This is a genomic window from Thermosynechococcus sp. GLH187 (assembly GCF_031583395.1).
In the GTDB taxonomy this organism is placed as follows: Bacteria; Cyanobacteriota; Cyanobacteriia; order Thermosynechococcales; family Thermosynechococcaceae; genus Thermosynechococcus.
In genome coordinates this window covers 1,896,499-1,919,894 of the sequence record NZ_CP134175.1, presented here as the reverse complement: position 1 = coordinate 1,919,894, position 23,396 = coordinate 1,896,499, and the positions used below count along the sequence as shown (strand labels likewise).

Below are 23,396 nucleotides of genomic sequence, written 5' to 3'. Positions count from 1 at the left end.
CACTGTTGCCGTATCTTGGAGAGGAACGTGCCAGATACAATAGATAAGCTGTTCTTTTGGGAAAACTGTTGTGGACGATCGCTACGACCCCCAAGTGATTGAGGCCAAGTGGCAACGGGAATGGGCTGCCCGCCAGATCGATCGCACCAACACCGATCCGCAAAAGCCGAAATTCTATGCCCTCTCGATGTTTCCCTACCCCTCCGGGAATCTGCATATGGGGCACGTCCGCAACTATACGATTACCGATGTCATTGCCCGCTGTCGGCGGATGCAGGGCTATCGCGTTCTCCACCCGATGGGCTGGGATGCCTTTGGCCTGCCGGCAGAAAATGCCGCCATTGAACGGGGGATTCATCCTCGCGTCTGGACACAGCAAAACATTGCCCAAATGCGCCAAGAACTGCAACGCCTTGGCCTGTCCTACGATTGGGAACGGGAAGTAGCCACCTGTCACCCCGACTACTACCGCTGGACGCAATGGCTCTTCTTGGAATTCTTTGAGGCGGGTTTGGCCTACCAGAAGGAAGCAGCGGTGAACTGGGATCCCGTGGATCAAACAGTTTTGGCCAATGAGCAGGTGGATAGCGAAGGGCGATCGTGGCGATCGGGCGCCTTAGTGGAACGGCGACTGCTTAAGCAATGGTTCCTGAAAATTACCGCCTATGCCGAGGAACTGTTGAATGACTTAGAACAACTGACGGGCTGGCCAGAGCGGGTGAAATTGATGCAGGCCAACTGGATCGGCAAGTCCACGGGTGCCTATCTGGAATTCCCAATTGTTGGCAGTCATGAGAAAATTGCTGTTTTTACCACCCGTCCCGATACCGTCTATGGGGTGACCTACGTGGTGCTGGCGCCCGAACATCCCCTGACACCGAAAGTCACCACTAGCCGCCGCCGCAAAACCGTCGAAGCCTTTATTGCCAGTGTCCAACAGGAAAGTGAACTGGAACGCACAGCGGGCGATCGCCCCAAACGCGGTGTGGCCACCGGTGGCAAAGCCGTCAATCCTTTTACTGGGGAGGAAATTCCTATCTGGATTGCCGATTATGTCCTCTACGAATACGGGACTGGAGCCGTGATGGGCGTACCTGCCCACGATGAGCGCGACTTTCAGTTTGCCAAAGCCCACAAGCTCCCCATTCGCCAAGTGATCATTCCCCCAGACGGTAAAGCCAGTGCCCGCCTCAAGGCCGCCTATACGGAGCCGGGGAGATTGATCAACAGTGGTCCATTTGATGGCATGGACTCCACCGCCGCCAAAGCAGCGATTACCGAGTATGCTGCTACCCAAGGTTGGGGACGCGAACAAGTGCAGTATCGGCTGCGGGATTGGCTCATTTCTCGCCAACGCTACTGGGGTGTGCCCATTCCGATCATTCACTGTCCGCAGTGTGGGGCGGTGCCGGTGCCGCGGTCAGAGTTACCTGTGCTGCTGCCAGAAGAGGTGGAGTTTAGCGGTCGTGGCCCTTCTCCCTTGGCCAAACTTGCGGCGTGGCGCGATGTTCCCTGCCCGAAATGTGGTACCCCTGCCCAGCGGGAAACGGACACAATGGATACCTTTATTGACTCCTCTTGGTACTACTTCCGCTACGCCGATGCGCGCAACAGTGAAGCCCCCTTTGACCCAGCGGCCATCAAGGACTGGTTACCCGTGGATCAGTATGTAGGGGGGATTGAGCACGCCATTCTCCATTTGCTCTACTCGCGCTTTTTCACCAAAGTTTTGCGCGATCGCCAGCTTGTCCATGTCAGTGAACCCTTCCAACGCCTACTCACCCAAGGCATGGTTCAAGGGCGCACCTACAAAAATCCGCGCACGGGCAAGTACATCATTCCTAGCCGCATCGCCGATCTCAGCCAACCCACCGACCCGGACACAGGGGAGCCCCTAGAGGTGGTCTATGAAAAAATGTCCAAATCTAAGTACAACGGCGTTGCCCCCGGCGATGTGATTCAGAAGTACGGGGCGGATACTGCCCGCATGTTCATCCTTTTCAAGGCGCCCCCCGAAAAAGACCTCGAGTGGGACGATGCCGATGTCGAAGGCCAATTTCGCTTTCTCAACCGCGTTTGGCGCCTCGTGCAAACCTTCAAAGCCAAGGGTGGTCAGCTGGGTCAACCCCTGCCGGCAAGCCTCACTAAAGCGGAAAAAGAGCTGCGCCGTGCCATTCACACTGCCATCAAAGAAATTAGCGACGATCTGGAAGGCGACTATCAACTCAATACCGCTGTTGCCGAACTAATGAAACTCAGTAATGCCCTTGGCAGTGCCGACTGCCACACTTCGGGGGTCTATAGCGAAGGCATCCAAACCCTACTCACCCTACTCGCCCCCTTTGCCCCCCACATCAGCGAAGAACTCTGGCACCAACTGGGTGGCACCGACTCCATCCACCGCCAGCCCTGGCCAAAAGCAGACCCCACTGCCCTCGTTGCCGATGAAATCACCCTTGTCATTCAGGTCATGGGCAAAACCCGTGGCGCGATCCAAGTGCCTGCCACGGCTAGTCAAGTGGAACTGGAGGAAGCCGCCAAGCAGTCGGAGATTGGCCAACGCTACCTAGCGGGCAAAACGATCAAAAAAGTGATTGTCGTTCCCGGCAAGTTAGTGAACTTTGTCTTAGCCCCCTAGACCCTCACTGGTTGCCGCAGTCCACTTAACTGTATTAACCTCCTATGACCCACTCCGAAGGCTTAACTCTCTAGTTTACTGGTCTCTCTGGGGCTGGTAAAACAACGCTGGCTCACTATGTCCACAAGCAGCTTCAGGCGGCTGGCCATGCTGTTGAACTTCTCGATGGCGATATTGTCCGCCAGCATTTGACAAAGGGGCTGGGGTTTTCTAAAGAGGATCGGGATGAAAATATCCGCCGCATTGGCTTTGTGGCTCAACTGCTGACTCGCCACGGGGTGATCGTGATTGTCTCGGCAATTTCGCCCTATCGCGAGATTCGGGATGAGGTGCGGCATAAAATTGGCCGCTTTGTTGAGGTTTATGTGAATGCCCCCTTGGCAGTGTGTGAGCAGCGGGATGTAAAGGGACTCTATAAACGGGCGCGGGCAGGGGAGATTCGCAATTTTACGGGGATTGATAACCCCTATGAGCCACCCTTGAATCCAGAGGTGGAATGCCGCACGGATTTGGAGACGATTGAGGAGAGTGCGGCTAAGGTGTTGCAAAAGCTGGCGAAGTTTGGTGTGGTGTGCCCAATCGTTGAGTCCTAGAGGGTCATTGCCCCGCAAAAGTATCTAGGATAGAGATTGTAACCGTTCGAGCAGCGAGTATGGGTGAGGCAAAACGGCGCAAGGAAACCCTCGGTGAGGCCTACGGTCAACAAAAGAAGGGCTGGCTCCAGAAAGAGCAACTGCTGCTAATCCAGAAGTGGGTAACGCGGGGCACCTGGGTAGGGATTGGCCTGCTGGTGGTGATTTGGCTAACGGTTCGCTTTATTGGCCCCAGTTTGGGATGGTGGCAATTGACAGCAAATTAGAACGGGTATGCTAGATTTGTTGGCAGCATTGGCATGGTACTGGGGACAGCCGCGCATTGAGGCATTAAAGGCAGTCATCTTTCCCTCTGAGGTGGCACTGCATCAGTATCGCGATCGCTACCTGCAAACCTTGGCTCAGGAAGGCTTCTTGCCCAGTCAACAGGGCATCTGGGTTCAAAGTGCTCAGCAGTTACTCGTGAACCACCAAGGCGATCGCCCCCTTGCCGCTGCCTCTGTTACCAAAGTGGCAACCAGTCTGGCGGTTCTCGATAAATACCCCTTTGACTATCAGTTTCTGACGCGCATCGGCACCACAGGCACGCTGCAAAATGGTGTTCTCAGGGGGGACTTGGTCTTGATTGGCGGCAATGATCCCCTCTTTGTCTGGGAGGAGGCGATCGCCATCGGTAATGCCCTCAATCGCTTGGGCATTCGTCAAGTGCAGGGGAATTTAGTCATCGTTCCCCCTTTTGTAATGAACTTTTACCCTGAACCCCAGACCGCCGCAGCGCTATTCAAACTCGCCCTAGATCACCGCCGCTGGACGCCTGAAATTCAAACGGCCTATGAACAGCACCTGAAGGGACAACCCCGCCCCCAAGTAAGTATGACGGGTGAAACACGCTTCCAAAGCACGATCCCTGCGAGTGTTACCCTGCGCCTCGAGCATCGCTCACTCCCCTTGGGGGAAATTGTGCGGCAAATGAATATCTACAGTAATAATGAGATTGCGGAAACCCTAGCAGAAATGGCAGGGGGTGCTGCAACCGTAGCTCAAGTGGCCGCCCGTAAAGCCAATGTACCCCCCAGTGAAATTCAACTGATCAACGGCTCAGGTCTGGGGGAGGAGAATCGCATTTCTCCCCGGGCGGCGTGTGGGATGCTTTTGGCGCTTCAGGAGATGCTCGCTCAGAAAAACCACAGTTTGGCGGATGTGCTACCCATGGCGGGGCGCGATCGCGGCACCGTTGAGTATCGTCAGTTACCCACCGCCACACTGGTGAAAACCGGTTCCCTTTGGAATGTGAGTGCGTTGGTTGGCGTCTTACCCACAGCAAAATACGGCACTGTCTGCTTTGCGCTTCTCAATGGCGGAGACAACCTAGAAGGGTTTCGGCGGGCACAGGATCGCTATGTGCAGCACCTGAGTCAAACGCTACAAGCGACGCCAAGACTGGGTGCTGAATTCCACAGCCAAGCCCCTGCTCCGCGGTTTGGCGACCCGCAACGCATTCAGCTCCTGAAGGCGCAATAAACGATGACGGCTCAACAACTGGGAATTGTCGTCCAAGGTTCCCTCAGTCAAGGCCTTGAAGTGCGGCTCAGTGGTAGCGTCTCCGTTGAGGAACTGCGGGTTGGTCAATTTTTGGTGGTGCAAGGCCAGCGATCGCGCTTCTTTTGTCTGCTGACGGATGTCGTGCTTGGTACGGCCAATCCCCGCATTCTGCTCAATCCCCCCGCCCTTGAGGATACCTTTTTGCAGGAGGTACTGGCGGGTACGGGCACGTTTGCGACGCTAAGTGTGGCACCGATGTTGATGATCCTCAACGATGAGCAGGATTTACTGCCCGTAAAAACGATCCCTGCCCATTTCAGTCCTGTCTATGAGGCCAGTGAACGGGAGTTTCGCGCCGTGTTTGGCTGGGAAGACGATCCGCAGCGGCGCAACTTTGCCATTGGGACTCCCTTAGATATGGCAGTCCCCATCTGTTTGGACTTGGATCGCTTTGTCGAGCGCAGCAACGGCATCTTTGGCAAGTCGGGGACGGGCAAATCCTTCCTAACGCGGCTGTTGCTGTCGGGGATTATCCGCAAACAGGCGGCGGTGAACTTGATTTTTGATATGCACTCGGAGTATGGCTGGGAAGCCACCCGTGAAGGCAAGTCAGTCAGCACCGTTAAGGGATTGCGGCAACTGTTTCCACAGCAGGTGAAGATCTATACCCTTGATCCCGAATCCACGCAACGGCGGGGGGTGCGCGATGCCCAAGAACTCTACATTGGCTTTGATCAAATTGAGGTGGAGGATCTGGCGCTGGTGCAGGGGGAACTTAACCTTTCAGAAGCCAGCCTCGAAAATGCCATTATTCTGCGCAATGAGTTTGGCAAGGGTTGGATTAGTCGCCTTTTGGTGATGACAAATCAGGAGATTCAGGAGTTTTGCGAAACGAAGATGGGCAGCAAAGCCTCGATCATGGCGCTGCAACGCAAACTGACACGGCTAGAGCAACTGAAGTACCTGCGGAATACCTGTACCAAGAACTACATTGGTCAGATTTTGGACACTCTTGCGGCGGGTCAACATGTGGTGATTGAGTTTGGCTCCCAAGCCAATATGCTCTCCTATATGCTGGCGACGAATATTATTGCCCGCCGCATCCACCAAGCCTATGTGCAGCAGTCGGAGATTTTTTTGCAAACCAAAAATCCCAGCGATCGCCCGCGTCAACTGGTGATCACGATTGAGGAGGCTCACCGCTTCTTGAATGCAGCGACGGTGAAGCAAACGATTTTTGGGACGATCGCCCGCGAAATGCGCAAGTACTTTGTCACGCTCCTCGTTGTTGATCAACGGCCTTCGGGCATTGATAGCGAGATCATGTCGCAAATTGGCACCCGCATCACCGCACTCCTTAACGATGAAAAGGACATTGAGGCCATTTTCACTGGGGTGGCGGGTTCGCAGCAGTTGCGATCGGTGTTGGCCAAGCTGGATTCTAAACAACAGGCGCTTGTGCTGGGTCATGCGGTGCCGATGCCTGTGGTGATCCAAACCCGCAGCTATGACGAAACCTTCTATGCCGAGATCGGCGATCGCGATTGGGAGGCACTCCCTACACCCATGTTATTGGAGGCGGCTCAAGCGGCGAAGTCAGATCTGGGGATCTAGCCTAGAGCTTTAGAATTGATCCTGAATCAACTCTCAGTGAGGAAAACGCTGTGGCGCACACCATTGTCACGAATACCTGCGAAGGGGTTGCCGATTGCGTTGAGGCGTGTCCGGTGGCCTGTATTCATCCGGGACCGGGGAAAAATGCCAAGGGCACCGATTGGTTCTGGATTGATTTTGCCACCTGTATTGACTGTGGCATTTGTTTGCAAGTGTGTCCCGTGGAGGGGGCAATTGTGCCTGAAGAACGCCCTGATCTGCAAGCAACGCCGGCATGATGACTGAGCAATGGCTCGATCGCGTGCGGCTTTTGGGGAGCGATCGCTGGCAACAAGTACAACTCACAAATGGTAAAGTGACGGCGATCGGCACTGACCTGATTCCCCCCGATGGCTCTGAGGTGCTGGACTTCGGCGGCGATTATCTCTCCCTTGGGGGCGTCGATCTGCAAATTAACGGTGCCTTGGGCATTCCCTTTCCTTGGTTAAAGACCACCGAACCACTGCCAAAAATTGGCCGCTATCTTTGGCAAGAGGGGATTGATGCCTACGCCCCGACGATTGTGACTGCTCCCCTGGCGGAAATTCACACTGCCTTGAGGGTGATCCACGAATACGTGCCCAATGCGCAAGAGCCTGAAGCCAAAATTTTAGGTGTGCATTTGGAGGGGCCTTTCCTCAATCCCCAGAAGCGCGGTGCTCATCCTCAGTCCCATCTTCAGCCCTTGAGCCTAGAAAGGGTGCAAACAGTTTTAGGGGAGTTCAGTGACACCGTTCAGATTCTCACCCTTGCTCCAGAGTTAGATACCAATGGTGAAGCGCTGCCCTATGTGCGGCAGTTGGGAATTACCGTGAGTTTAGGTCACTCTTTGGCCACCGTGGAGGAAGCGCAGGCGGCTTTTGATGCCGGTGCCACAATGATCACCCATGCCTTTAATGCCATGCCCCCTCTACATCATCGCGAGCCGGGACTGTTAGCAGCAGCCTTGACAGATCAGCGGGTCTGGTGCGGTGTGATTGGCGATGGGGTGCATGTTCATCCACAAATGCTGAAGGTGTTGTGGCAGTGCGCAGGCGATCGCCTGTTTTTGGTGAGTGATGCCCTTGCTCCGCTGGGGTTAGGCGATGGGGTCTATCCTTGGGATCAGCGGCAGATTGCAGTGAAAAATGGGACGGCACGACTGGCTGATGGCACCCTCTGTGGCACCACTGTGCCGCTGTTGGCAATGGTGGGACGCCTAGTGGATTGGGGAGTTTGCGATTTTGAAGCAGCGTTGACCCTCGCAACGGTGAATCCTCGCCGCGCCATCGGTTTGACGACAGAACTCCTACAGCAGCCGGTGACCCATCTTCTGCGCTGGCGATCGCCCCACCACTATGAACGACTGGCCAGCGAGCTACATCCCCCCTTGCTCAGCCATGATTGAGAGCACCATGAGTACCGCATAAAGGGCACCACCGAGCAATCCCGCAATCACCGAAATCCAAGTAAATAGCTTGGCCTTGTTTGAGGCCTCCAACGCCCCGGCGCGATCGCCTACTGCTAACCTTGAATTGACTTGGGCAGCAAAAATAATAGCGACAATACCGAAAGGCAAACAGCAGCAAATCGTGGACAGAATCGCTGGAACCATGTAGTTAGGAATGTTTTCATTTGAAGGGTTCATTGTTAAATTTCCTTAAAAATCAGGTTTGAATAGGGTTTAATTGACAGCAATTGATTAGCGATCTTTGGATAAGCACAGGCTAGCCTATTTTTTCTCTAAAGACAATCATCTCCTTTCCACTTTTGTCAAGCGTCGCCCTCAGTCACCGCAAACGTCGGTAGGGTATGGCACACTAAAGAGGAATTCACTTAGCTTGCAACACGGAAATTGATCGTGCCTAAAATGCTTGCCCGTTTAACCCTGAGTCTGGGTCTTGTTCTCCTGAGTGGCAGTCTGGCAACGGCACAAGTGGTGTTACCGCGCACCCTTGAACTCAATGCCAAGGAGATGGAGCAAAATGGCTTTATTGTGGCCCAAGAAGCCCTACAACTGGCACAGTTTCGGCAATTTCAAGAGGCGTTGGTGCGAGCCAAGCTAGCAGTGCAGTTGGCACCCCAAGCCCACGAAATTTGGGCATTACTGGGGGGACTCTACCTCACGGTCAATCAACCCAAAGATGCAGTGCCAGCCCTAGAGCAGTCTTTGAAACTCAATGACAAAAATCCGGGGGCTTATTTCAACTTAGGCTCTGCCCATTTTCGCCTAGGGCACTATGGAGCCTCAGTGCGGGCGATCGAGCAGGGATTGGCACTGAAACCCGATGCCACAGAGGAATGGTTCAACCTTGGCAACGCCTATCTAAAACTGGGACAAAAGGATCGGGCGATCGAGCAATACCGCCGCTCATTGCGCTTGGATCGTCAGTTTTGGCCAGCCTATACCAACATTGGCCTCGTGCTCTATGAACAAGGCAATATCCGCCAAGCGGCAAAAAACTGGGAACAGGCGGCAAACATTGACCCCAAAGCCAGTGAGCCGAAACTTGCTTTGGCCACAGCCCTGCTGCAACTGGGGAATGAAGCAAGAGCACTACAACTGGCAGCGGAAGCCCTGCGTCTCGATAGCCGCTACGGCACGGTGGAATTCCAGCGGGAAAACCTCTGGGGCGATCGCCTAGTGGCCGATACGCAAACCCTATTGGCCAAGCCCCCTCTGCGGGCACTGATGAGCCAACTCCAACCTGACCAATCTGCCCTTCCTCAGCCCTAGAATGATTGAGATTCGTGCGGCAGAGATCACTGACCTTGCCAGCATTGCCCAATTAGTGGCCTTGAGTTTTCACCCCGGTGGTGGTTGGCAAGCCCTTTGGCGCAGCTTTGTCCAGTTGGGGATGGAGCAGGATTTGCGCGATCGCTGGCAGCGCGAGCGTCCCCACTACCAGTGTTGGCTAGCCGTCATATCCATGGGAACGTCTGCTCTATGTGTGGGGAGTGTGGAAGTGCAGCTCCGTGAGATCAAGGGTGAACCCAAACCTTACCTGTCCAATTTGGCAGTGCATCCGGACTACCGGCGGCGTGGCATTGGCCGTCGCTTGCTGCACACTGTTGAGAGCAGCCTTTGCTCTACCTACTCCGATCTTTATCTTCACGTCCTTGCTCAAAATCAAGCAGCACAGCAATTATATGCCCGCTGTGGCTTTGCAGTGGTTGAGGAAGGCTTCACCTTTTGGGGAGAGCGGAAATTGCTCCTACGGAAGTCCCTCGCGGGCGATCGCCCCTATTCTCCGTCACCCATGTCATCGTGGGTATGAGTCACCGTATTGGCGGAGACAACTGCCCCTTGGTCTAGCTTTTGCCGCACCTGCTGTTCGACCTCTTGGGCAAAGCTGGGGTTCTCCTCCATGTATTTAATCGTGTTGTCGCGGCCTTGGGCCAAATTTTCGCCGTTGTAGGAATACCAAGCCCCTTTGCGGCTAATCACACCGGTTTCCTCGGCCATATCAAGAATACAGCCAAGATTGGAAATGCCCTTACCAAAAATAATGTCAAACTCGGCAATGCGAAAGGGCGGTGCCACCTTGTTTTTGGCCACCTTAACTTTGGCGCGAATCCCAAATTCCTCCGTTCCCTTCTTCAGGGTTTGCACCCGCCGAATATCTAGGCGCACCGAGGCATAGAACTTGAGGGCGGTTCCGCCGGTTGTCGTTTCTGGGTTACCGTAGGTGACACCAATTTTTTGCCGCAATTGGTTCAGGAAAATCACGGTGCAGCCTGTTTTACCAATATTACCGGTAATTTTGCGCAGGGCTTGGCTCATCAGGCGGGCTTGCAATCCCACATGGCTATCCCCCATATCCCCCTCAATTTCGGCGCGGGGCACCAAGGCGGCAACGGAGTCCACCACCACAATATCCACGGCTGTCGAGCGCACCAGTTGATCAACAATTTCTAGACCCGCTTCGCCAGTGTCTGGCTGAGCCACCAGTAGGTTTTCAATGTCCACGCCGAGGGCAGCCGCATAGGTGGGATCAAGGGCATGTTCAGCATCGACAAAGGCAGCCACGCCACCGGCTTTTTGGACTTCAGCTACGGCATGGAGCGCCAAGGTAGTTTTCCCCGAACTTTCAGGGCCATAAATTTCAATGATCCGCCCCTTCGGCAGTCCACCCCCCAAAGCAAGGTCAAGGGTGAGTGCCCCGCTAGAGATGGTTTCCACTTTCATGCGGGTGGCATCCCCAAGGCGCATGATGCTGCCCTTACCAAAGTTGCGTTCGATTTGGGAGACGGCAAGCTCAAGGGCTTTGCGCTTTTCGGGGGAAAGGGTGGTGTCACTCATAGCAAGCTGAAGAAGTTGGCACTTTTCTAGGTTAGCGGATTGGCGAAATTGATGGCTTAAGCTGCGAGGGTGAGTTAGATCAGCTTGCGACGCACAACGATGGCATTATCACCCACCACCGGATCACGGACAAGCAGGTGACCTTCGGTATCCACCACAATGACGGTCTGATACCCCAAGTCATGGGCAGTTTGCCAAAGGTTCTGGGCTAGTTGATCCTGCTTTGTAGGACTGAGATCATACCAACTGTTGGCCAGCATCAATTCCAAGCGCTGTTCGCTGGGGGTGAGGGTGAGGGTGGGATCAAGAGCGTTGCTGTAGCGATCGCAAAGGGCCAGCAATTGTTGGCGGACGGTGAGGCTGTCACTGACGAAGGTGGAAGGAGCGATCGCCCCTGGTGACGGAGTGGGTGTCGGTGTCGGCTGGGGTATTGGGGCGGGTGTTGCCGCCATGGGTGTGGGTGCCGGGCGGGGTTGCACAAGGACACTGGGTTGGGGACGCTGGGTTGCTTTCACCGTTGGCCGAGGGGGAGATTGAAACCAACTCAGGGGATTCAACCAGAGCAAAATGAGAAGTAGGGCGATCGCGATCGCGGTCAATGTGGCGCGGTTATAACGCTCCTGGAGATGACTCGGCAGCCGTTGCTGCACCCAGCCCATTCCCTGCCACCATAGGGCTGCCCCTCGACTGACCCATGAACGTTCCGGAGTCAACTGCTCCGGGGCAATCGCCCGTTGTGTGGCCACCCCCTTGAGTTGCTCTGTGGCCTTGCTAAGCAGGTTATTGATCCCCTGTAGCATGGCGATCGCTTCCCGTAACAGCAGGGGGAAAAGTTTTTGCCAAAGGGTGGGCTTGGGGGTCATTTGGGAGCGCCAATCGATCGTATGAGCTATTTTTGATCCTACGGCATCAGATCGCCGCAAATCGCTGCTGCAAAACCGCCGCTGACTGCTACCATGATCCCAAGACAAACCGAGATAACAACGTGAAGGGCATTCAGCAATTTAATATTGAAGGATTCCAGCGGCAAATTCGCAGTGCCCCCGTGCCTGTGATCGTGCATTTTTGGGCTCCTTGGTGTGGCCTCTGCCGCCTCATTGATCCCCTGCTGGATCAACTGGAGCAGTCGCTGCCGCACCGGTTGCAAATTCTTCGGATCAATGCCGATGAAAACTTTGCCCTCAGTCGTCACTTTCAACTGACGAGCCTGCCAACCCTTCTTTTTTTTGAGCGCGGCGAATTGGTGCAGCGGTTTGATCCTGCTCTTGTCAAGGGGGACTTTCGTCAAGCCTTGCAGCAACTGCTTGCCCACTCCTTTCCTAGCCTCTTGCCTGCTGAGTCCCACCGCTCCTAAGACCCGAAGTTGCGATGACTAAGCTGCGTCGCCTCAGTCAGTTTTTAGAGGAACGCTGGGTGACCCCCGCCTATGCGGGACTGTTGCTATTGGGCATGAATCTCTTTCTTTTTGCGGCAGCCATTAATTCGATGGCGGGTTGGCTGTACGTGATTACGGGGATCATTTTTGGTCTGCTCTTGGTGGCGGCGATTCTACCGCCGCGCTATTTGCGGGGATTGGTGCTGGAGCGAGCCAAGGTGGATCCAGTTCATGCGGGCGATCGCCTACGCCTGACCGTCTTTCTGACCAATGCCACCCAAACGCCTCGCCACAATTTGCAAGTGATTGACCCCGTTCCCCGTGGCCTCTGGTCAGCCACCCAGCGCGAATGTCCCCAACAGGCGATCGAGCGGCTGCCACCACAGGAAACAACCACTTGGCAGTACGATCTCATCCCACCGCGGCGGGGGATTTATGAGTGGCAACAGCTTCGGCTGCGCACCGCTGCCCCCTTGGGCCTCTTTTGGTGTCAGCGCTCATTTCCCGTACCGCAGCAGGTGGTGGTTTATCCGCAGGTTTTGCAACTGCAACAGTGTCCTTTACTCGATCAACTGGGGCAAGAGATTTCCCAAGAGTGGCGCGATCGCCAGCATCATCTTCACGTTGCCCAAGAGGGCATCACCCGTGCCTTACGTCCCTACCGCTGGGGAGACCCTTTGCGTCTAGTGCATTGGCGCACCAGTGCCCGCTATGGCGAACTGCGAGTGCGCGAGTTTGACACCTTTAGCGGTGGTAATGCCGTGACCGTTGCCCTTGATACCCGTCCCCACTGGAGCGGCGAAGACTTTGAGCAGGCGGTGATTGCGGCGGCTAGCCTCTACCTTTACAGTTTGCAACAGCAAATTCCTGTCCAGTTTTGGAGTCCCGCCACGGGGATGCTCCACGGTCAGCCAACGGTACTGCGGGCCCTAGCAGCGATCGCCCCCGGCGACACCGATGCTGAGTATCCCATCGATTCCCTTGTCTGGCTCACCAGTCAATGGCCTAGCCCTGAACCTTTGCCCCCCGGCAGTATCACTGTGCTCTGGGGAGAGCCACCCTCACGGCGGCAAGGGGCAATTCTGTGGATTGATCGCGATCGCCCCCTCGGCAGCCAATTACAAACCCCTATCAGCTACCCCCTGTCTTAGGGCAGCGGGCGCCACTCACCACTGCTAACAAAGGCCGCCCAAAAATAGGGAATTTGCTTACTGGAGTCATTCATTAACTGCAACTGCGCTTGCCGTAGGGCTTCACTGCGTCCCTTGCCAGCCGCTAGATTTTGATAAAAGGCAACCATCAGTTGTTGGGTCGTGGTGTCATCCACCTTCCAGAGGGAACTCACTTGGGTACGTGCCCCCGCCAAGGTAAAGGCTCGCCGCAAGCCATAGACACCATCGCCATTGAGAATATCGCCACGCCCCGTATCACAGGCGGACATCACCACTAACTCGGTACCATCAAGGTTAATGCCGGTGACTTCAAAAGCCGTTAACACGCCATCATCCACCCCACTCTGCCGTTGATTGAAACCCGCCAAGGCCAAGCCGGAGCGCAACAGTGGATTTTCCCCCCTAAAGGGAGTATTGGCATTGAGACCACGAGTGTTTTGCAGCACTTGGGGAGAGACGGGCGGACTCTCTAGGAAAAATCCATGGGTGGCGAGGTGAAGTACCCGTGGCCGCTGCGTTTGTTTGATGGTAGTTTCGGTGGCACTGCTACCCGTGAGGATCTGCGCTTGGGGCAAGAGCGTGCTTACGGTTTTCACCTCCGTGGCGGTTCCGGGTAACTCCGTAAATGTCAGGCTGCGCAAATCCAGCGATCGCGGGTTCACTCCCCGCTGACTACCGGCCACAGCACGACCACTCCCTTGACTAAACGTGGGATTACCCACTACCAAGGGGGGATTTGCCGGTTTGCCCCGCTGTTGCAGCCGCAGCAAGTCGCGTCCTGAGGTGAGCAGTGTGATCGTATAGGACTGCACCAGATAGCGATCCTGCCGATCCACCAAGGCCTCAAAGGAGAGAGTATTGAGCTGACCGTCGGGAGCCACCAGCAGATGGGTACTGCCCGCTAGGAAGGGTTCCAGAGGAGCCAAGAGGCGCTCATAGGCCGCCTTCAAAGAGGGCTTCGTTACGGTAGCGGGCAATCTTGGATCCGCCATCCGCTGGCGTGCTGCCTTAATGACCGTATCGAGATCAGCGACGGTACCCAAGTCACGCCATTGGGGGGCACCCCTATTTTTCAGGGCATAGAGGGCGTAGCGGGGCGCTTCCCAGCGGTTGGTTTTTGGGTTGTAGGGCACATATTCAATAAACTCCAGCAGCACGGCATTGGCAGGAATCGCTTGCTGCACCGCACTGAGGGTGACGGGGGTAACGTCTAAACGGAAGTTGGCATTTTGACTCACCAGTTGCGCTTCCAGTTGGTTAGCACGCTGTTCGAGTTGGCTAATTTGGCTGGCCGGCGGTGGGCGATCGCGCACAAAGGTGAGGCTAGCAATCTGTGTTCGCACACGAATTAATTGATCCAGTTGCTGCTGCCCCGAGGCATCCAATTGATGGCGTAGGCGACTGGCCGTTGCCGCTAAAACATCCAACAACCGACCTTTACGGCGCAAAATGGTAGTCAAGGCTAGGTTGGCCACTGCTGGATTCTGGGGATTCCCCTGTAAATGGAAGGAAATGGCGGTGTTGGTGGAGTCTTGAAACGTGGCCAGATAGTTGCGCTTGTATTCCTCAGAGCCAACCACGAGGTTGCGGCTAAGGTTGACCTCTTCAATCTCAAGGGCGCGGTTGAGAGCCGTTAAGGCCTCGTTGATCATTCCCTGTGCCCAGTAGGCTTTGGCTAAATTGGCAAGACTCAGCGCCAAGTAGGGATGTTCGCCACCAAGGGTACGCTGCCGCAGGGCAATACTGCGTTGATAGAGGGGAAGCGCTGCCCCGTAATTGCCTTGGACTCGATAGAGTTCAGCCAAGTTGTTGAGGCTAGTGGCCACATCGGGGTGATCTGTCCCCAGCACTTTTTCGCGGATGGCCAAACTGCGTTGGTAAAGGGGTAGTGCCGCGCCATAATTGCTCTGAGCACGATAGAGTTCGGCAAGGTTATTCAACACCGTTGCCACCAAGGGATGTTCTGTCCCTAAGGCGGGTTCGAGGAGACCCAGACTGCGCTGGTAGAGGGGCAAGGCTGTGGTTAGGCTGCCCTGCAAATGGTACATCACTGCCAAGTTGTGCACACTCAAGCCCACATCGGGATGGGTCTTGCCAAGGGCTTGTTCACGGATGGCAAGGGCGCGTTGATAGAGGGGCAGAGCCTCACCGTAGTTGCCTTGATCGGTGTAGAGGTTGGCGAGGTTATTGAGGCTGGTGGCAACATCGGAATGATTGGCGCCAAGGGCTTGTTCACGGATGGCTAAGCTGCGCTGATAGAGGGGAATCGCCTCACTAAAGTTGCCCAGTTCCTTGTAGGTGACAGCAAGGTTATTCAAAGTTGCAGCCACAGTGGGGTGATGGGCACCTAAAACCCGCTCAGCGATCGCCACCAATTCCCGCGAGGGTGCCACTGCTGCGCCATAATTCCCCTGTTTTTGCAACTGCTCAATCTGATTTGTGAGGGCAATGACATGATTACTATCGCCGCCAAAAGAGGTTTTGCGAATCACGTCTAGTTCACTGACGGCGGCACTATAGCGCTGTTGTAGGGCATCCAACCGCTGCATAATATCGCGCAACTGTTGGGCTTCATTTTGTGCGAGTCCCCGCTGGTAAAATCCTGTGGTGGTGGCGATCGCCAACAGAAGCGCAAAACCACACCGATGACCCGACATCTGTCTCATAAAGCACCTGCCGCTGCTGTCATCTCTATCCTAGACAGCTAACTTTCAGAATGCGTTCCCAATGTAACGACAAATTACAGTTATCCCCTAACCCCTAGGCGTTGCCTATAATAGAAGTGTTACGGTTGTTAACAATTCACGATAATCTCTCATTTGCAACCGAACTTAGCAATAGCAATAGCAGCCTTAATGCCTGACGGGCAGGGTTTTCGGCTATTCTTGGGAACACTCGCAGAAACAACAATCGCAGTTAGGGTAGGCTTATCTAAAGGTCATCAATTTGTAAAGACGTGTAATTCATTTTTCAATTCTTTATTTGTATTGATGAGAACGAAGTGCCTATGAAGTATTTCCACTCACCAATCATCCCAACTAATCAATGTTTCTTTAAGTGATTTTCTGCGTCAACTCAGCCGAGAGTATTTTTATGGATAGTGATGGTTATTTACCAGAGATTCTTACCCTTCTAAGACAATTGCTACCTTTGTTGATTAGCCTTTTAGATGATGCCTTTGCCCTTGTCCTGACCCGCCTCGGTTGCCATCTTCCTTGGCTCGAGAAGATCATGCCTTTTGTCCTCAGTGGAGTGACGCTCTATGTGATTATTCATGGCGGTAAGGTGATCCACGAGTTTTGCCAGCAGAAATGGGAATCACCTCAATCCCCGAATGTATCCCCGTTGCAATAGTGTTAGGAAATCCCCACAAATCCCACTGCATTTTGGTAGTCATTTTTACAATCGTGGGCGATCGCCGTTAAGATCAAGGTGAGGCCTATGACCGTTGAATGTGGGTGTGGGAAGCGCACGGAAGCCTGTGTCGCCGTGAACAACGGTGAATTCGAGGCAACCTATGGAACTGCAACGTTCAGTCCCCCCAGCAATTGAGCAAGAATTTATTCGACGTCAGGTGGTGAGTCAACTCCTGCAAGCGCGTTTGCGGGCAACTTGTGGGCTGACGCAGACCTCGACACCCCTTCCCCTAGGGACACCAACGGGCGATCGCCCACCCCTACGGCCATTACAGGAGCCAAGGAATACCAGTGTGATCGAGGCTAGCCAACCCTAGAGTCGGCCACGGGCTTTCAGCAGCAAATAGCGATCCACCAGTTGCTCACTCATTTGATCCGCAGGCGCGTCAAGGACAAGAACCCCCTGTTGCTCCAAGTGGGCAAAGGCACGTTGCCGCTGATGCAGCAGATCGAGAGCGACGGCCTGTTCATAGAGGCTGGTCACTTGATCCACGGCAGCTAAGGGCTGTGGCATCAACGGGCGGTGGGCAAGGGTTTCAATGTGGCGATCGCGCAAGGCAACGCAGAAGGGTAGAAAACGCGGCGTGAGGCGAGCCATGGCTGCGAGGAGTTCTTGGGAAGCCACCTCATCAATGACCTCTGTGAGAACCACCACAAGGGCACGGCGGGTATAGTGTCCCAAGATCGCACTGACGGTGCCCACATAGTCAGATTCTTCGAGAACGGGTTCACAGCGATACACCTGACTCAGAATCTGCCCCAGATGGGAATCGCCACTTTGAGGCGCAATCCACGTGTGCAGTTGCTGATCAAAAATCCCCAAGCCCACCTTATCCCCCCGTCGCAAGCCCGTCAGCGCCAGTGCCAATGCCGCGTTTAAGCCCCAGTCAAAGCGTTTCAAACCAGCGACAGTAGCGGTCATCAAGCGGCCTCGATCCAGCAGAATGATCAGGGGTTGATCCCGTTCGGGTTCCATGGCGCGCACAAGAGGCCGTCCGCGGCGGGCACTCGCTTTCCAGTCCATGAGGCGCAGATCATCCCCCAAGTGGTACTCCCGCAATTCGGCAAACTCGGTGCCCCCCAAGGCATAGCGTCGCCGCCGCAAGCTGCCACTGAAGTCTAAACTGAGGCGAATCGAGAGCGATCGCAAGCCCATCAAATCGGGATAGACTTCCACTTCAGTCACAACGGGTGCAAACCAGCGTCGCCACGCCAAGCCCCAAGAACTGCGCAGCCGCACATCGCAGCCTGACCATTGAAAGGCACCCCGTCGCGGTGGAAACACATGGTAGAGCAATTCCAACGTACTCTGGGCTGAGGCCGCAAAGGCAAAGTAGGGGATTTCACCCGTAAACTCAGCAGGCACATAGTCGTAGAGTTCAACCCAGATCTGCTCATTCAAGGAAACCTCACCACGGGTGTGCAGCCTGAGGCGAATCGGGTTTTGCCGACCAATGGAGAGCCGTGACTCACAGGCGCGATCGAGGGTCAGTTGCCAGCGACCGATGCGGATATAGTCCCACAGGGACAGGCCGAAAATGACCAGATCGCACAGTCCCATCAGGAGCCATCCCAGCCCCAGAGGCCAGTGGTGCAACCATTCCCGCAACTTCCCTTGGGGAACCGCCTCGGTGATCGGCCATAGCTCTGCTGGCAGAAAGCTGGTCAGCACTGGAAAGAGAAGCCCCAGCAGCAAGAGGCCATAGAAGCGAACCGTGGGCACCCAGCGGGGGCGATGGCGACCAAACTGATAACTGGCAGGTGCTTTCATCGGGGGACAGCAACTTTCGCGAGAATACCTTGGATCACTTGGGGCAGCGTGGTGCCGTCTAACTGGGCTTCGGGCTTGAGGATTAAGCGGTGTTGCAGTAGCGGGGTGGCGATCGCCTTCACATCCTCAGGGGTAACATAGGCGCGATCCTCTAACCACGCCTGGGCTTGGGTGGCACGTAACCAGCCCACCGCCGCTCGTGGGGAAGCCCCCAACAGCAGTTCGGGATGTTGACGACTGGCCTGCACCAAGGCCAACAGATACTCCAACACCGCAGGCGCCACATGGACTTGCCGCACTTGCTGCCGTGCTGCCAAGACTTGCTCAACGGTAATCAACGGCTCCAAATTGAGTTGATCGAGATCCCGCGCCTCAAAGCCCCCAAGGGCATTTTCAAGCATTTGCCGTTCTGAAGTTGGCTCTGGGTAGGGGACGACTAGCTTAAATAGGAAGCGATCCAGTTGGGCTTCTGGCAGCGGATATGTCCCTTCAAATTCCAAAGGGTTTTGGGTGGCCACTGTCCAAAATAAACCCGAGAGGGGGAGAGTGGTGCCGTCAAGGGTTACCTGCCGTTCTTCCATGGCTTCGAGGAGAGCCGCTTGGGTCTTAGGCGGTGTGCGGTTAATTTCATCCGCCAGCAGCACTTGGGTAAAAATTGGCCCCTTGCGCAGGCGAAATGTGCGACTGTTAAAGTCAAAGATACTCGTACCGAGAATATCGGCGGGGAGGACATCGGGGGTGAGTTGGATACGGCGAAATTCCGCTGCAATCAGGCGAGCGAGGAGCTTCACAAGGAGGGTTTTGGCGGTTCCCGGCACCCCCTCAAGGATGACATGGCCTTCGGCGAGGAGTGCCACAACCAACCCTTGGGCGATCGCCCCTTGACCGACAACAATCTCATTGAGACGCTGCTGCAGGCGATGAAAAAGCGCTTTCACACCCGTTCTGTCACTGCTAAACTCTCCCAATGCTAGCAGAGGTCTTGACAATCTCCCCTTGATGACAATCAATAAATTATCGTCTAGGAAAATTGGCTAGAATACAGATCGAGGGACTTTGGGCAAACCTGTGACGACAACGACTTCTCCAATTGCCACCGCTGCCCAACAAATCGTCCAGCATCCGCAGCACAACCGTCTTTTTAAGCTACTGTATGCCCTGCACCAGAATCAGTGGCCGACCCAAACACCGCCGTGGACCGTCAGCGATGTGCAACAGGCCGTGATCCAAATTCTTGAGCGGCTGAAAACCCCCACCCTTTTGGGACAGCGCCTAACGGCCATTGTCAATAGTCTCAACAAAGCACAGGCTTATCAGGTTCTCTCAGCGGCACTCCTGCAAATTTTGGTGCCCCTCTACACCCAATCCCCAACGGCCACACTGACCATCGAGGCGCCAACCTTCAGCACCGCCGATCTCTACGATTTGCGCTTGGAAGTCACTCGCTACTGTACCCCCCTGCAGATGAAGCTTCTTGTGGCTGCCCTGTTGACCACCAAACCGGTGCATGCTCAAGGCCTAGAGCGGTTTACCCTCATTGATTTACTGCAACGGCTGACTCGCCGCTATGGGGATTTAGAGATCTTGCAGACGCAGATGGCCGCTGCTTTGGCGCGCTTGCCCGATGACCCTCTCTATGCCAGTGCCGGCGATCGCCTGATCAAACTCCTAAGCACGCTCTATCAACGGTATCCACAAAACCAACCCCCAGAGGATACCCTTGGCAGTACCCCACCCACTGTTATTCCAGCCGTCACCTCAGAGACAGACGCAGAGGAAGAACTCACCTGCCAACTCTTTCTCCAGAGTCAATGAGCACCTGCTAAGGTTCCTTTGGGATGTTCCGCCCTTTTCTGGTAAAGAGATTCTGTACTTAGCGGGGAATCTTCGGCGATCGCGGTAGAACAGAAGGGAAGGGCTGACTACTAATCGCGTTAATTCTTTGCGAGGATTCCCACAATGACCAGTCTCATTCCGCCCGGTTGTCCCACGGTGCTGACGGAAGACGATCGCACCGGTACGAGTATTGAAACGCTGCGCCGCGCCTTTATGGATAATCTCTTCTTTATCCAAGGGCGGTTCCCCGAAGTGGCGACGAAAAATGATTACTACTTGGCCTTGGCCTACACCGTGCGCGATCGCCTGCTGTTGCGCTGGCTGAATTCTGCCAAAACCTATCGAGATCAAGAAAGCCGCACCGTTTGCTATCTCTCCGCCGAATTTTTACTGGGGCCCCACCTTGGCAATAACCTAATTAATCTTGGGCTCTATGAAGCCGTTGAGGAAGCCATGCGGCAAACGGGTTTAAACCTCAAGGAACTCCTTGATCAGGAGGAAGAGCCGGGCTTGGGCAATGGTGGCTTGGGTCGCTTGGCTGCCTGCTATATGGATTCCCTCGCCACATTGGAAATCCCCGCCATTGGCTACGGCATTCGCTATGAGTACGGCATCTTTGACCAAGAGATTCGCGATGGCTGGCAAGTGGAGATTACGGATAAGTGGTTACGCTACGGCAACCCGTGGGAAATTCCGCGGCCAGAGTTGATTTTGCAGGTAAAGTTTGGCGGCCATACCTATAGCTACACCGATGATCAAGGGCGCTATCGGGTCGTTTGGGAACCTCACCAAGTGATTCAAGGGGTAGCCTATGACACCCCAATCTTGGGCTACAAGGTGAATACCGCCAATCTTCTGCGTCTGTGGCGGGCAGAGGCGGTGGAGTCCTTTGACTTTCAAGCCTTTAACACGGGCGACTACTACGGTGCCGTCAACCAAAAAATTGCCTCAGAAAACATCACCAAGGTGCTCTATCCCAACGATGAGCAATTGCAGGGCAAAGAACTGCGGCTGATGCAGCAATATTTCTTCTGCTCCTGTGCCCTTCAGGACATGATCCGCCTCTACAAGCAATCGGGGAATAAGGATCTCAGCCGCTTCCACGAAAAGTTCACCGTGCAGTTGAATGATACCCACCCGGCGATTTCGGTGGCAGAACTGATGCGCCTGTTGGTGGATGAGCATCTCATGCCTTGGGATCAGGCGTGGGACATTACTTGCAAGACATTTGCCTACACCAACCACACCCTCTTGCCCGAGGCACTGGAAAAATGGCCGCTAGATCTCTTTGGCTCACTACTACCCCGCCACTTGCAAATCATCTACGAAATTAACCAACGCTTCCTCGATCAGGTGCGCCTGCAATATCCGGGGGATAACGATCGCCTGCGGCGGCTGTCGATTATTGATGAAAGTGGCTGTCGTTATGTGCGCATGGCACACTTGGCAGCGGTGGGGAGTCATGCCATCAACGGAGTGGCGGCGCTGCACTCAGAACTCTTGAAACAAACGGTGCTCAAGGATTTCTACGAACTGACGCCGCAGAAATTTTCCAATAAAACCAATGGCGTCACCCCTCGGCGCTGGATGGTGCTTAGTAATCCCGGATTAACTCGCCTGATTACCGAACGCATTGGCGAAGATTGGGTGAAACACTTGGATCAACTGCGGCGATTGGAACCCTTGGCAGAGGATCGCGACTTTGCGGCTCAGTGGCGATCGGTGAAGCATGGAAATAAGGAACGCCTTGCGGAATACATTCGCGATCGCGTGGGCGTGAAGGTGGATCCCCATTCCCTCTTCTCCATTTTGGTGAAGCGCATCCACGAATATAAGCGGCAGCACCTGTGTGTCCTCAATATCATCACCCTCTATCAGATGTTGAAGGACAATCCGCAACTGGAGATGGTACCCCAAACGTTTATTTTTGGCGGTAAGGCGGCGCCGGGCTACTACATGGCCAAGCTAATCATCAAGCTCATCAACTCGGTAGCCGCCGTGATTAACCGTGATCCAGCGGTGCGCGATCGCCTGAAGGTGGTCTTTTTACCCGACTACAATGTGACTCTGGGACAGCGGGTCTATCCCGCAGCGGATCTCTCACAGCAGATCTCAACGGCAGGCTACGAGGCCTCAGGCACAGGGAATATGAAATTTGCCCTCAATGGGGCGCTGACGATTGGAACCCTCGATGGTGCCAATGTGGAGATTCGCGAAGAAGTAGGAGCAGAAAACTTCTTCCTCTTTGGCAATAGGGTGGAGCAATTGCAGGAATTGTGGCGTAACGGCTACCGTCCGTGGGAGTTTGCCAATAATAACCCGATGCTGAAGCGAGTCCTTGACCTCATCGGCTCTGGTTACTTTTCCCATGGGGATACGGAACTCTTTCGCCCAATTGTGGAACACCTCTGGCAAAACGATCGCTATTGCCTCTTGGCAGACTACCAAAGCTACGTGGACTGCCATCAACAGGTGCTTCAGGTGTATCAAGATCAAGCCCAATGGGCAAAAATGTCGATTCTGAATGTGGCACGGATGGGCAAATTTTCTAGCGATCGCGCCATTCGCGAGTACTGCCAAGACATCTGGCACGTTGAACCGGTGAAAATTGTTCTACCGGAAACGTCCTATATGACGCCCGCTGTGCAGTAGACTGGCCGTCTCTGGCTCAATCTGAAATCACCCTGATGCTCCCCCTCTGCGCGAGGGGGGGTTTCGCAGCAAAACGTTAAGGTTCTCGAGGCTGGTAATCTCGACAGTCTTGGCAGGAGCCTTGAGGGTTCACAGCACACCGCAACAAGGGTGAAAGCGCATTCCAGCGGCAGGTGGGATCTCCAATCACCCACTGTCCATTGACGAGATGGCGATCGCTCGTGGTGTCACTATGCTGCACATAGAGGGCAATTTTTTCCAGTTGATAACGTCCGCCACGAAACCGGTAGCGATGACGGCGTTCTAACACGGTATAGGTTTCCCCTTCATGATCCACATGGCAACCAGGTTGGGGTGTCCAGTCGAGATAAACATGACCCAGCGATCGCCGCGGGTTAATCAGGTGCAACTCTGTCGGTAAGTCGGATGGGGTTGCCATGGCTTCAGGTTGATCGCGGCCTTAGGA

Annotated in this window: 22 protein-coding genes; 15 read left to right on the top strand and 7 right to left on the bottom strand. The window is 54.8% G+C overall.

The genetic code is table 11. The features are described 5' to 3' along the window. The first annotated feature begins 70 nt into the window (after positions 1 to 70). From leuS to nagA, 7 genes are all read left to right on the top strand, one after another. Entirely contained in the window at positions 71 to 2,638 is a 2,568-nt protein-coding gene (gene leuS, locus RHI63_RS09435) for a leucine--tRNA ligase (RefSeq protein WP_310821523.1), read from the top strand. A gap of 107 nt (positions 2,639 to 2,745) precedes the next feature. Beyond that, entirely contained in the window at positions 2,746 to 3,231 is a 486-nt protein-coding gene (gene cysC / locus RHI63_RS09430) for an adenylyl-sulfate kinase (protein WP_225901714.1), read from the top strand. Between the two features lie 59 nt (positions 3,232 to 3,290). Beyond that, positions 3,291 to 3,497 (top strand): DUF2839 domain-containing protein, encoded by a 207-nt coding sequence (locus RHI63_RS09425; RefSeq protein WP_206199944.1) that lies wholly within the window; start codon positions 3,291 to 3,293, stop codon positions 3,495 to 3,497. Between the two features lie 7 nt (positions 3,498 to 3,504). After that, complete coding sequence (locus RHI63_RS09420) at positions 3,505 to 4,752, top strand: D-alanyl-D-alanine carboxypeptidase (RefSeq protein ID WP_310821522.1); 1,248 nt, start codon at positions 3,505 to 3,507, stop codon at positions 4,750 to 4,752. 3 nt (positions 4,753 to 4,755) lie between these two features. After that, positions 4,756 to 6,387, top strand: coding sequence for an ATP-binding protein (locus tag RHI63_RS09415; RefSeq protein WP_310821521.1), 1,632 nt, complete (start codon positions 4,756 to 4,758; stop codon positions 6,385 to 6,387). Positions 6,388 to 6,437: 50 nt separating this feature from the next. Next, positions 6,438 to 6,665 carry a ferredoxin family protein gene (locus tag RHI63_RS09410; protein ID WP_011057929.1) on the top strand — a complete coding sequence of 76 codons (228 nt, stop codon included), beginning with the start codon at positions 6,438 to 6,440 and terminating at the stop codon, positions 6,663 to 6,665. Then, entirely contained in the window at positions 6,662 to 7,813 is a 1,152-nt protein-coding gene (nagA, locus tag RHI63_RS09405; RefSeq protein ID WP_206199941.1) for an N-acetylglucosamine-6-phosphate deacetylase, read from the top strand. Before RHI63_RS09410 ends, nagA begins: the two co-directional genes overlap by 4 nt. Here nagA and RHI63_RS09400 read toward each other — a convergent pair. Next, on the bottom strand, positions 7,784 to 8,053 hold the full coding sequence (locus tag RHI63_RS09400; protein WP_149818861.1) for a CD225/dispanin family protein: 270 nt from the start codon (positions 8,051 to 8,053) through the stop codon (positions 7,784 to 7,786). The genes nagA and RHI63_RS09400 overlap by 30 nt on opposite strands. A gap of 222 nt (positions 8,054 to 8,275) precedes the next feature. Between RHI63_RS09400 and RHI63_RS09395 the strand changes: the two genes are divergently transcribed. Together RHI63_RS09395 and RHI63_RS09390 are read left to right on the top strand one after the other, a co-directional pair. Beyond that, the gene (locus RHI63_RS09395; protein ID WP_225901552.1) at positions 8,276 to 9,142 is read left to right on the top strand and encodes a tetratricopeptide repeat protein; all 867 of its coding nucleotides are present in this window, start codon (positions 8,276 to 8,278) and stop codon (positions 9,140 to 9,142) included. Between the two features lies 1 nt (position 9,143). Further along, entirely contained in the window at positions 9,144 to 9,683 is a 540-nt protein-coding gene (locus RHI63_RS09390; protein ID WP_310821520.1) for a GNAT family N-acetyltransferase, read from the top strand. On the opposite strand, the gene recA is transcribed toward RHI63_RS09390, so the two are convergent. Next, the gene (gene recA / locus RHI63_RS09385) at positions 9,650 to 10,708 is read right to left on the bottom strand and encodes a recombinase RecA (protein WP_302678148.1); all 1,059 of its coding nucleotides are present in this window, start codon (positions 10,706 to 10,708) and stop codon (positions 9,650 to 9,652) included. The genes RHI63_RS09390 and recA overlap by 34 nt on opposite strands. 74 nt (positions 10,709 to 10,782) lie before the next feature. After that, the gene (locus RHI63_RS09380; protein WP_310821519.1) at positions 10,783 to 11,571 is read right to left on the bottom strand and encodes a hypothetical protein; all 789 of its coding nucleotides are present in this window, start codon (positions 11,569 to 11,571) and stop codon (positions 10,783 to 10,785) included. A gap of 32 nt (positions 11,572 to 11,603) precedes the next feature. Between RHI63_RS09380 and RHI63_RS09375 the strand changes: the two genes are divergently transcribed. Next, on the top strand, positions 11,604 to 12,062 hold the full coding sequence (locus tag RHI63_RS09375; RefSeq protein WP_225901551.1) for a co-chaperone YbbN: 459 nt from the start codon (positions 11,604 to 11,606) through the stop codon (positions 12,060 to 12,062). 14 nt (positions 12,063 to 12,076) lie between these two features. After that, a complete protein-coding gene (locus RHI63_RS09370; protein WP_206199937.1) occupies positions 12,077 to 13,234 on the top strand; it encodes a DUF58 domain-containing protein in 1,158 nt (385 codons plus the stop codon). Here the strand turns inward: RHI63_RS09370 and RHI63_RS09365 are convergent. Beyond that, positions 13,231 to 15,912, bottom strand: a complete 2,682-nt coding sequence (locus RHI63_RS09365; RefSeq protein ID WP_310821518.1) for a CHAT domain-containing tetratricopeptide repeat protein — start codon at positions 15,910 to 15,912, stop codon at positions 13,231 to 13,233. The two genes, RHI63_RS09370 and RHI63_RS09365, sit on opposite strands and share 4 nt — an antisense overlap. 436 nt (positions 15,913 to 16,348) lie before the next feature. On the opposite strand from RHI63_RS09365, the gene RHI63_RS09360 reads away from it, so the two are divergent. Together RHI63_RS09360 and RHI63_RS09355 are read left to right on the top strand one after the other, a co-directional pair. Next, positions 16,349 to 16,609: a hypothetical protein gene (locus tag RHI63_RS09360; RefSeq protein ID WP_206199935.1), complete on the top strand. Its 261-nt coding sequence runs from the start codon at positions 16,349 to 16,351 to the stop codon at positions 16,607 to 16,609. 163 nt (positions 16,610 to 16,772) lie between these two features. Beyond that, complete coding sequence (locus RHI63_RS09355) at positions 16,773 to 16,988, top strand: hypothetical protein (RefSeq protein WP_206199934.1); 216 nt, start codon at positions 16,773 to 16,775, stop codon at positions 16,986 to 16,988. On the opposite strand, the gene RHI63_RS09350 is transcribed toward RHI63_RS09355, so the two are convergent. Next, positions 16,985 to 18,442 (bottom strand): DUF58 domain-containing protein, encoded by a 1,458-nt coding sequence (locus tag RHI63_RS09350; protein WP_310821517.1) that lies wholly within the window; start codon positions 18,440 to 18,442, stop codon positions 16,985 to 16,987. The genes RHI63_RS09355 and RHI63_RS09350 overlap by 4 nt on opposite strands. Further along, complete coding sequence (locus tag RHI63_RS09345; RefSeq protein ID WP_310821516.1) at positions 18,439 to 19,380, bottom strand: MoxR family ATPase; 942 nt, start codon at positions 19,378 to 19,380, stop codon at positions 18,439 to 18,441. Before RHI63_RS09345 ends, RHI63_RS09350 begins: the two co-directional genes overlap by 4 nt. Before the next feature lie 130 nt (positions 19,381 to 19,510). Between RHI63_RS09345 and RHI63_RS09340 the strand changes: the two genes are divergently transcribed. After that, complete coding sequence (locus RHI63_RS09340) at positions 19,511 to 20,257, top strand: hypothetical protein (RefSeq protein WP_310821515.1); 747 nt, start codon at positions 19,511 to 19,513, stop codon at positions 20,255 to 20,257. A 144-nt stretch (positions 20,258 to 20,401) separates the two neighbouring features. Beyond that, on the top strand, positions 20,402 to 22,930 hold the full coding sequence (locus tag RHI63_RS09335) for a glycogen/starch/alpha-glucan phosphorylase (RefSeq protein WP_310821514.1): 2,529 nt from the start codon (positions 20,402 to 20,404) through the stop codon (positions 22,928 to 22,930). Between the two features lie 76 nt (positions 22,931 to 23,006). On the opposite strand, the gene RHI63_RS09330 is transcribed toward RHI63_RS09335, so the two are convergent. Next, entirely contained in the window at positions 23,007 to 23,369 is a 363-nt protein-coding gene (locus tag RHI63_RS09330; RefSeq protein ID WP_149818841.1) for a DUF6464 family protein, read from the bottom strand. Positions 23,370 to 23,396: the final 27 nt, after the last annotated feature.

Coding starts and splice junctions, on each gene's coding strand:
- RHI63_RS09360 (WP_206199935.1), top strand. CDS start 16,349: ATGGATAGTGATGGTTATTTACCAGAGATTCTTACCCTTCTAAGACAA.
- RHI63_RS09330 (WP_149818841.1), bottom strand. CDS start 23,369: ATGGCAACCCCATCCGACTTACCGACAGAGTTGCACCTGATTAACCCG.
- nagA (WP_206199941.1), top strand. CDS start 6,662: ATGATGACTGAGCAATGGCTCGATCGCGTGCGGCTTTTGGGGAGCGAT.
- RHI63_RS09420 (WP_310821522.1), top strand. CDS start 3,505: ATGCTAGATTTGTTGGCAGCATTGGCATGGTACTGGGGACAGCCGCGC.
- RHI63_RS09380 (WP_310821519.1), bottom strand. CDS start 11,571: ATGACCCCCAAGCCCACCCTTTGGCAAAAACTTTTCCCCCTGCTGTTA.
- RHI63_RS09350 (WP_310821517.1), bottom strand. CDS start 18,442: ATGAAAGCACCTGCCAGTTATCAGTTTGGTCGCCATCGCCCCCGCTGG.
- RHI63_RS09365 (WP_310821518.1), bottom strand. CDS start 15,912: ATGTCGGGTCATCGGTGTGGTTTTGCGCTTCTGTTGGCGATCGCCACC.
- RHI63_RS09355 (WP_206199934.1), top strand. CDS start 16,773: ATGGAACTGCAACGTTCAGTCCCCCCAGCAATTGAGCAAGAATTTATT.
- recA (WP_302678148.1), bottom strand. CDS start 10,708: ATGAGTGACACCACCCTTTCCCCCGAAAAGCGCAAAGCCCTTGAGCTT.
- RHI63_RS09335 (WP_310821514.1), top strand. CDS start 20,402: ATGACCAGTCTCATTCCGCCCGGTTGTCCCACGGTGCTGACGGAAGAC.
- RHI63_RS09370 (WP_206199937.1), top strand. CDS start 12,077: ATGACTAAGCTGCGTCGCCTCAGTCAGTTTTTAGAGGAACGCTGGGTG.
- RHI63_RS09390 (WP_310821520.1), top strand. CDS start 9,144: ATGATTGAGATTCGTGCGGCAGAGATCACTGACCTTGCCAGCATTGCC.
- RHI63_RS09395 (WP_225901552.1), top strand. CDS start 8,276: ATGCTTGCCCGTTTAACCCTGAGTCTGGGTCTTGTTCTCCTGAGTGGC.
- RHI63_RS09425 (WP_206199944.1), top strand. CDS start 3,291: ATGGGTGAGGCAAAACGGCGCAAGGAAACCCTCGGTGAGGCCTACGGT.
- RHI63_RS09415 (WP_310821521.1), top strand. CDS start 4,756: ATGACGGCTCAACAACTGGGAATTGTCGTCCAAGGTTCCCTCAGTCAA.
- RHI63_RS09400 (WP_149818861.1), bottom strand. CDS start 8,053: ATGAACCCTTCAAATGAAAACATTCCTAACTACATGGTTCCAGCGATT.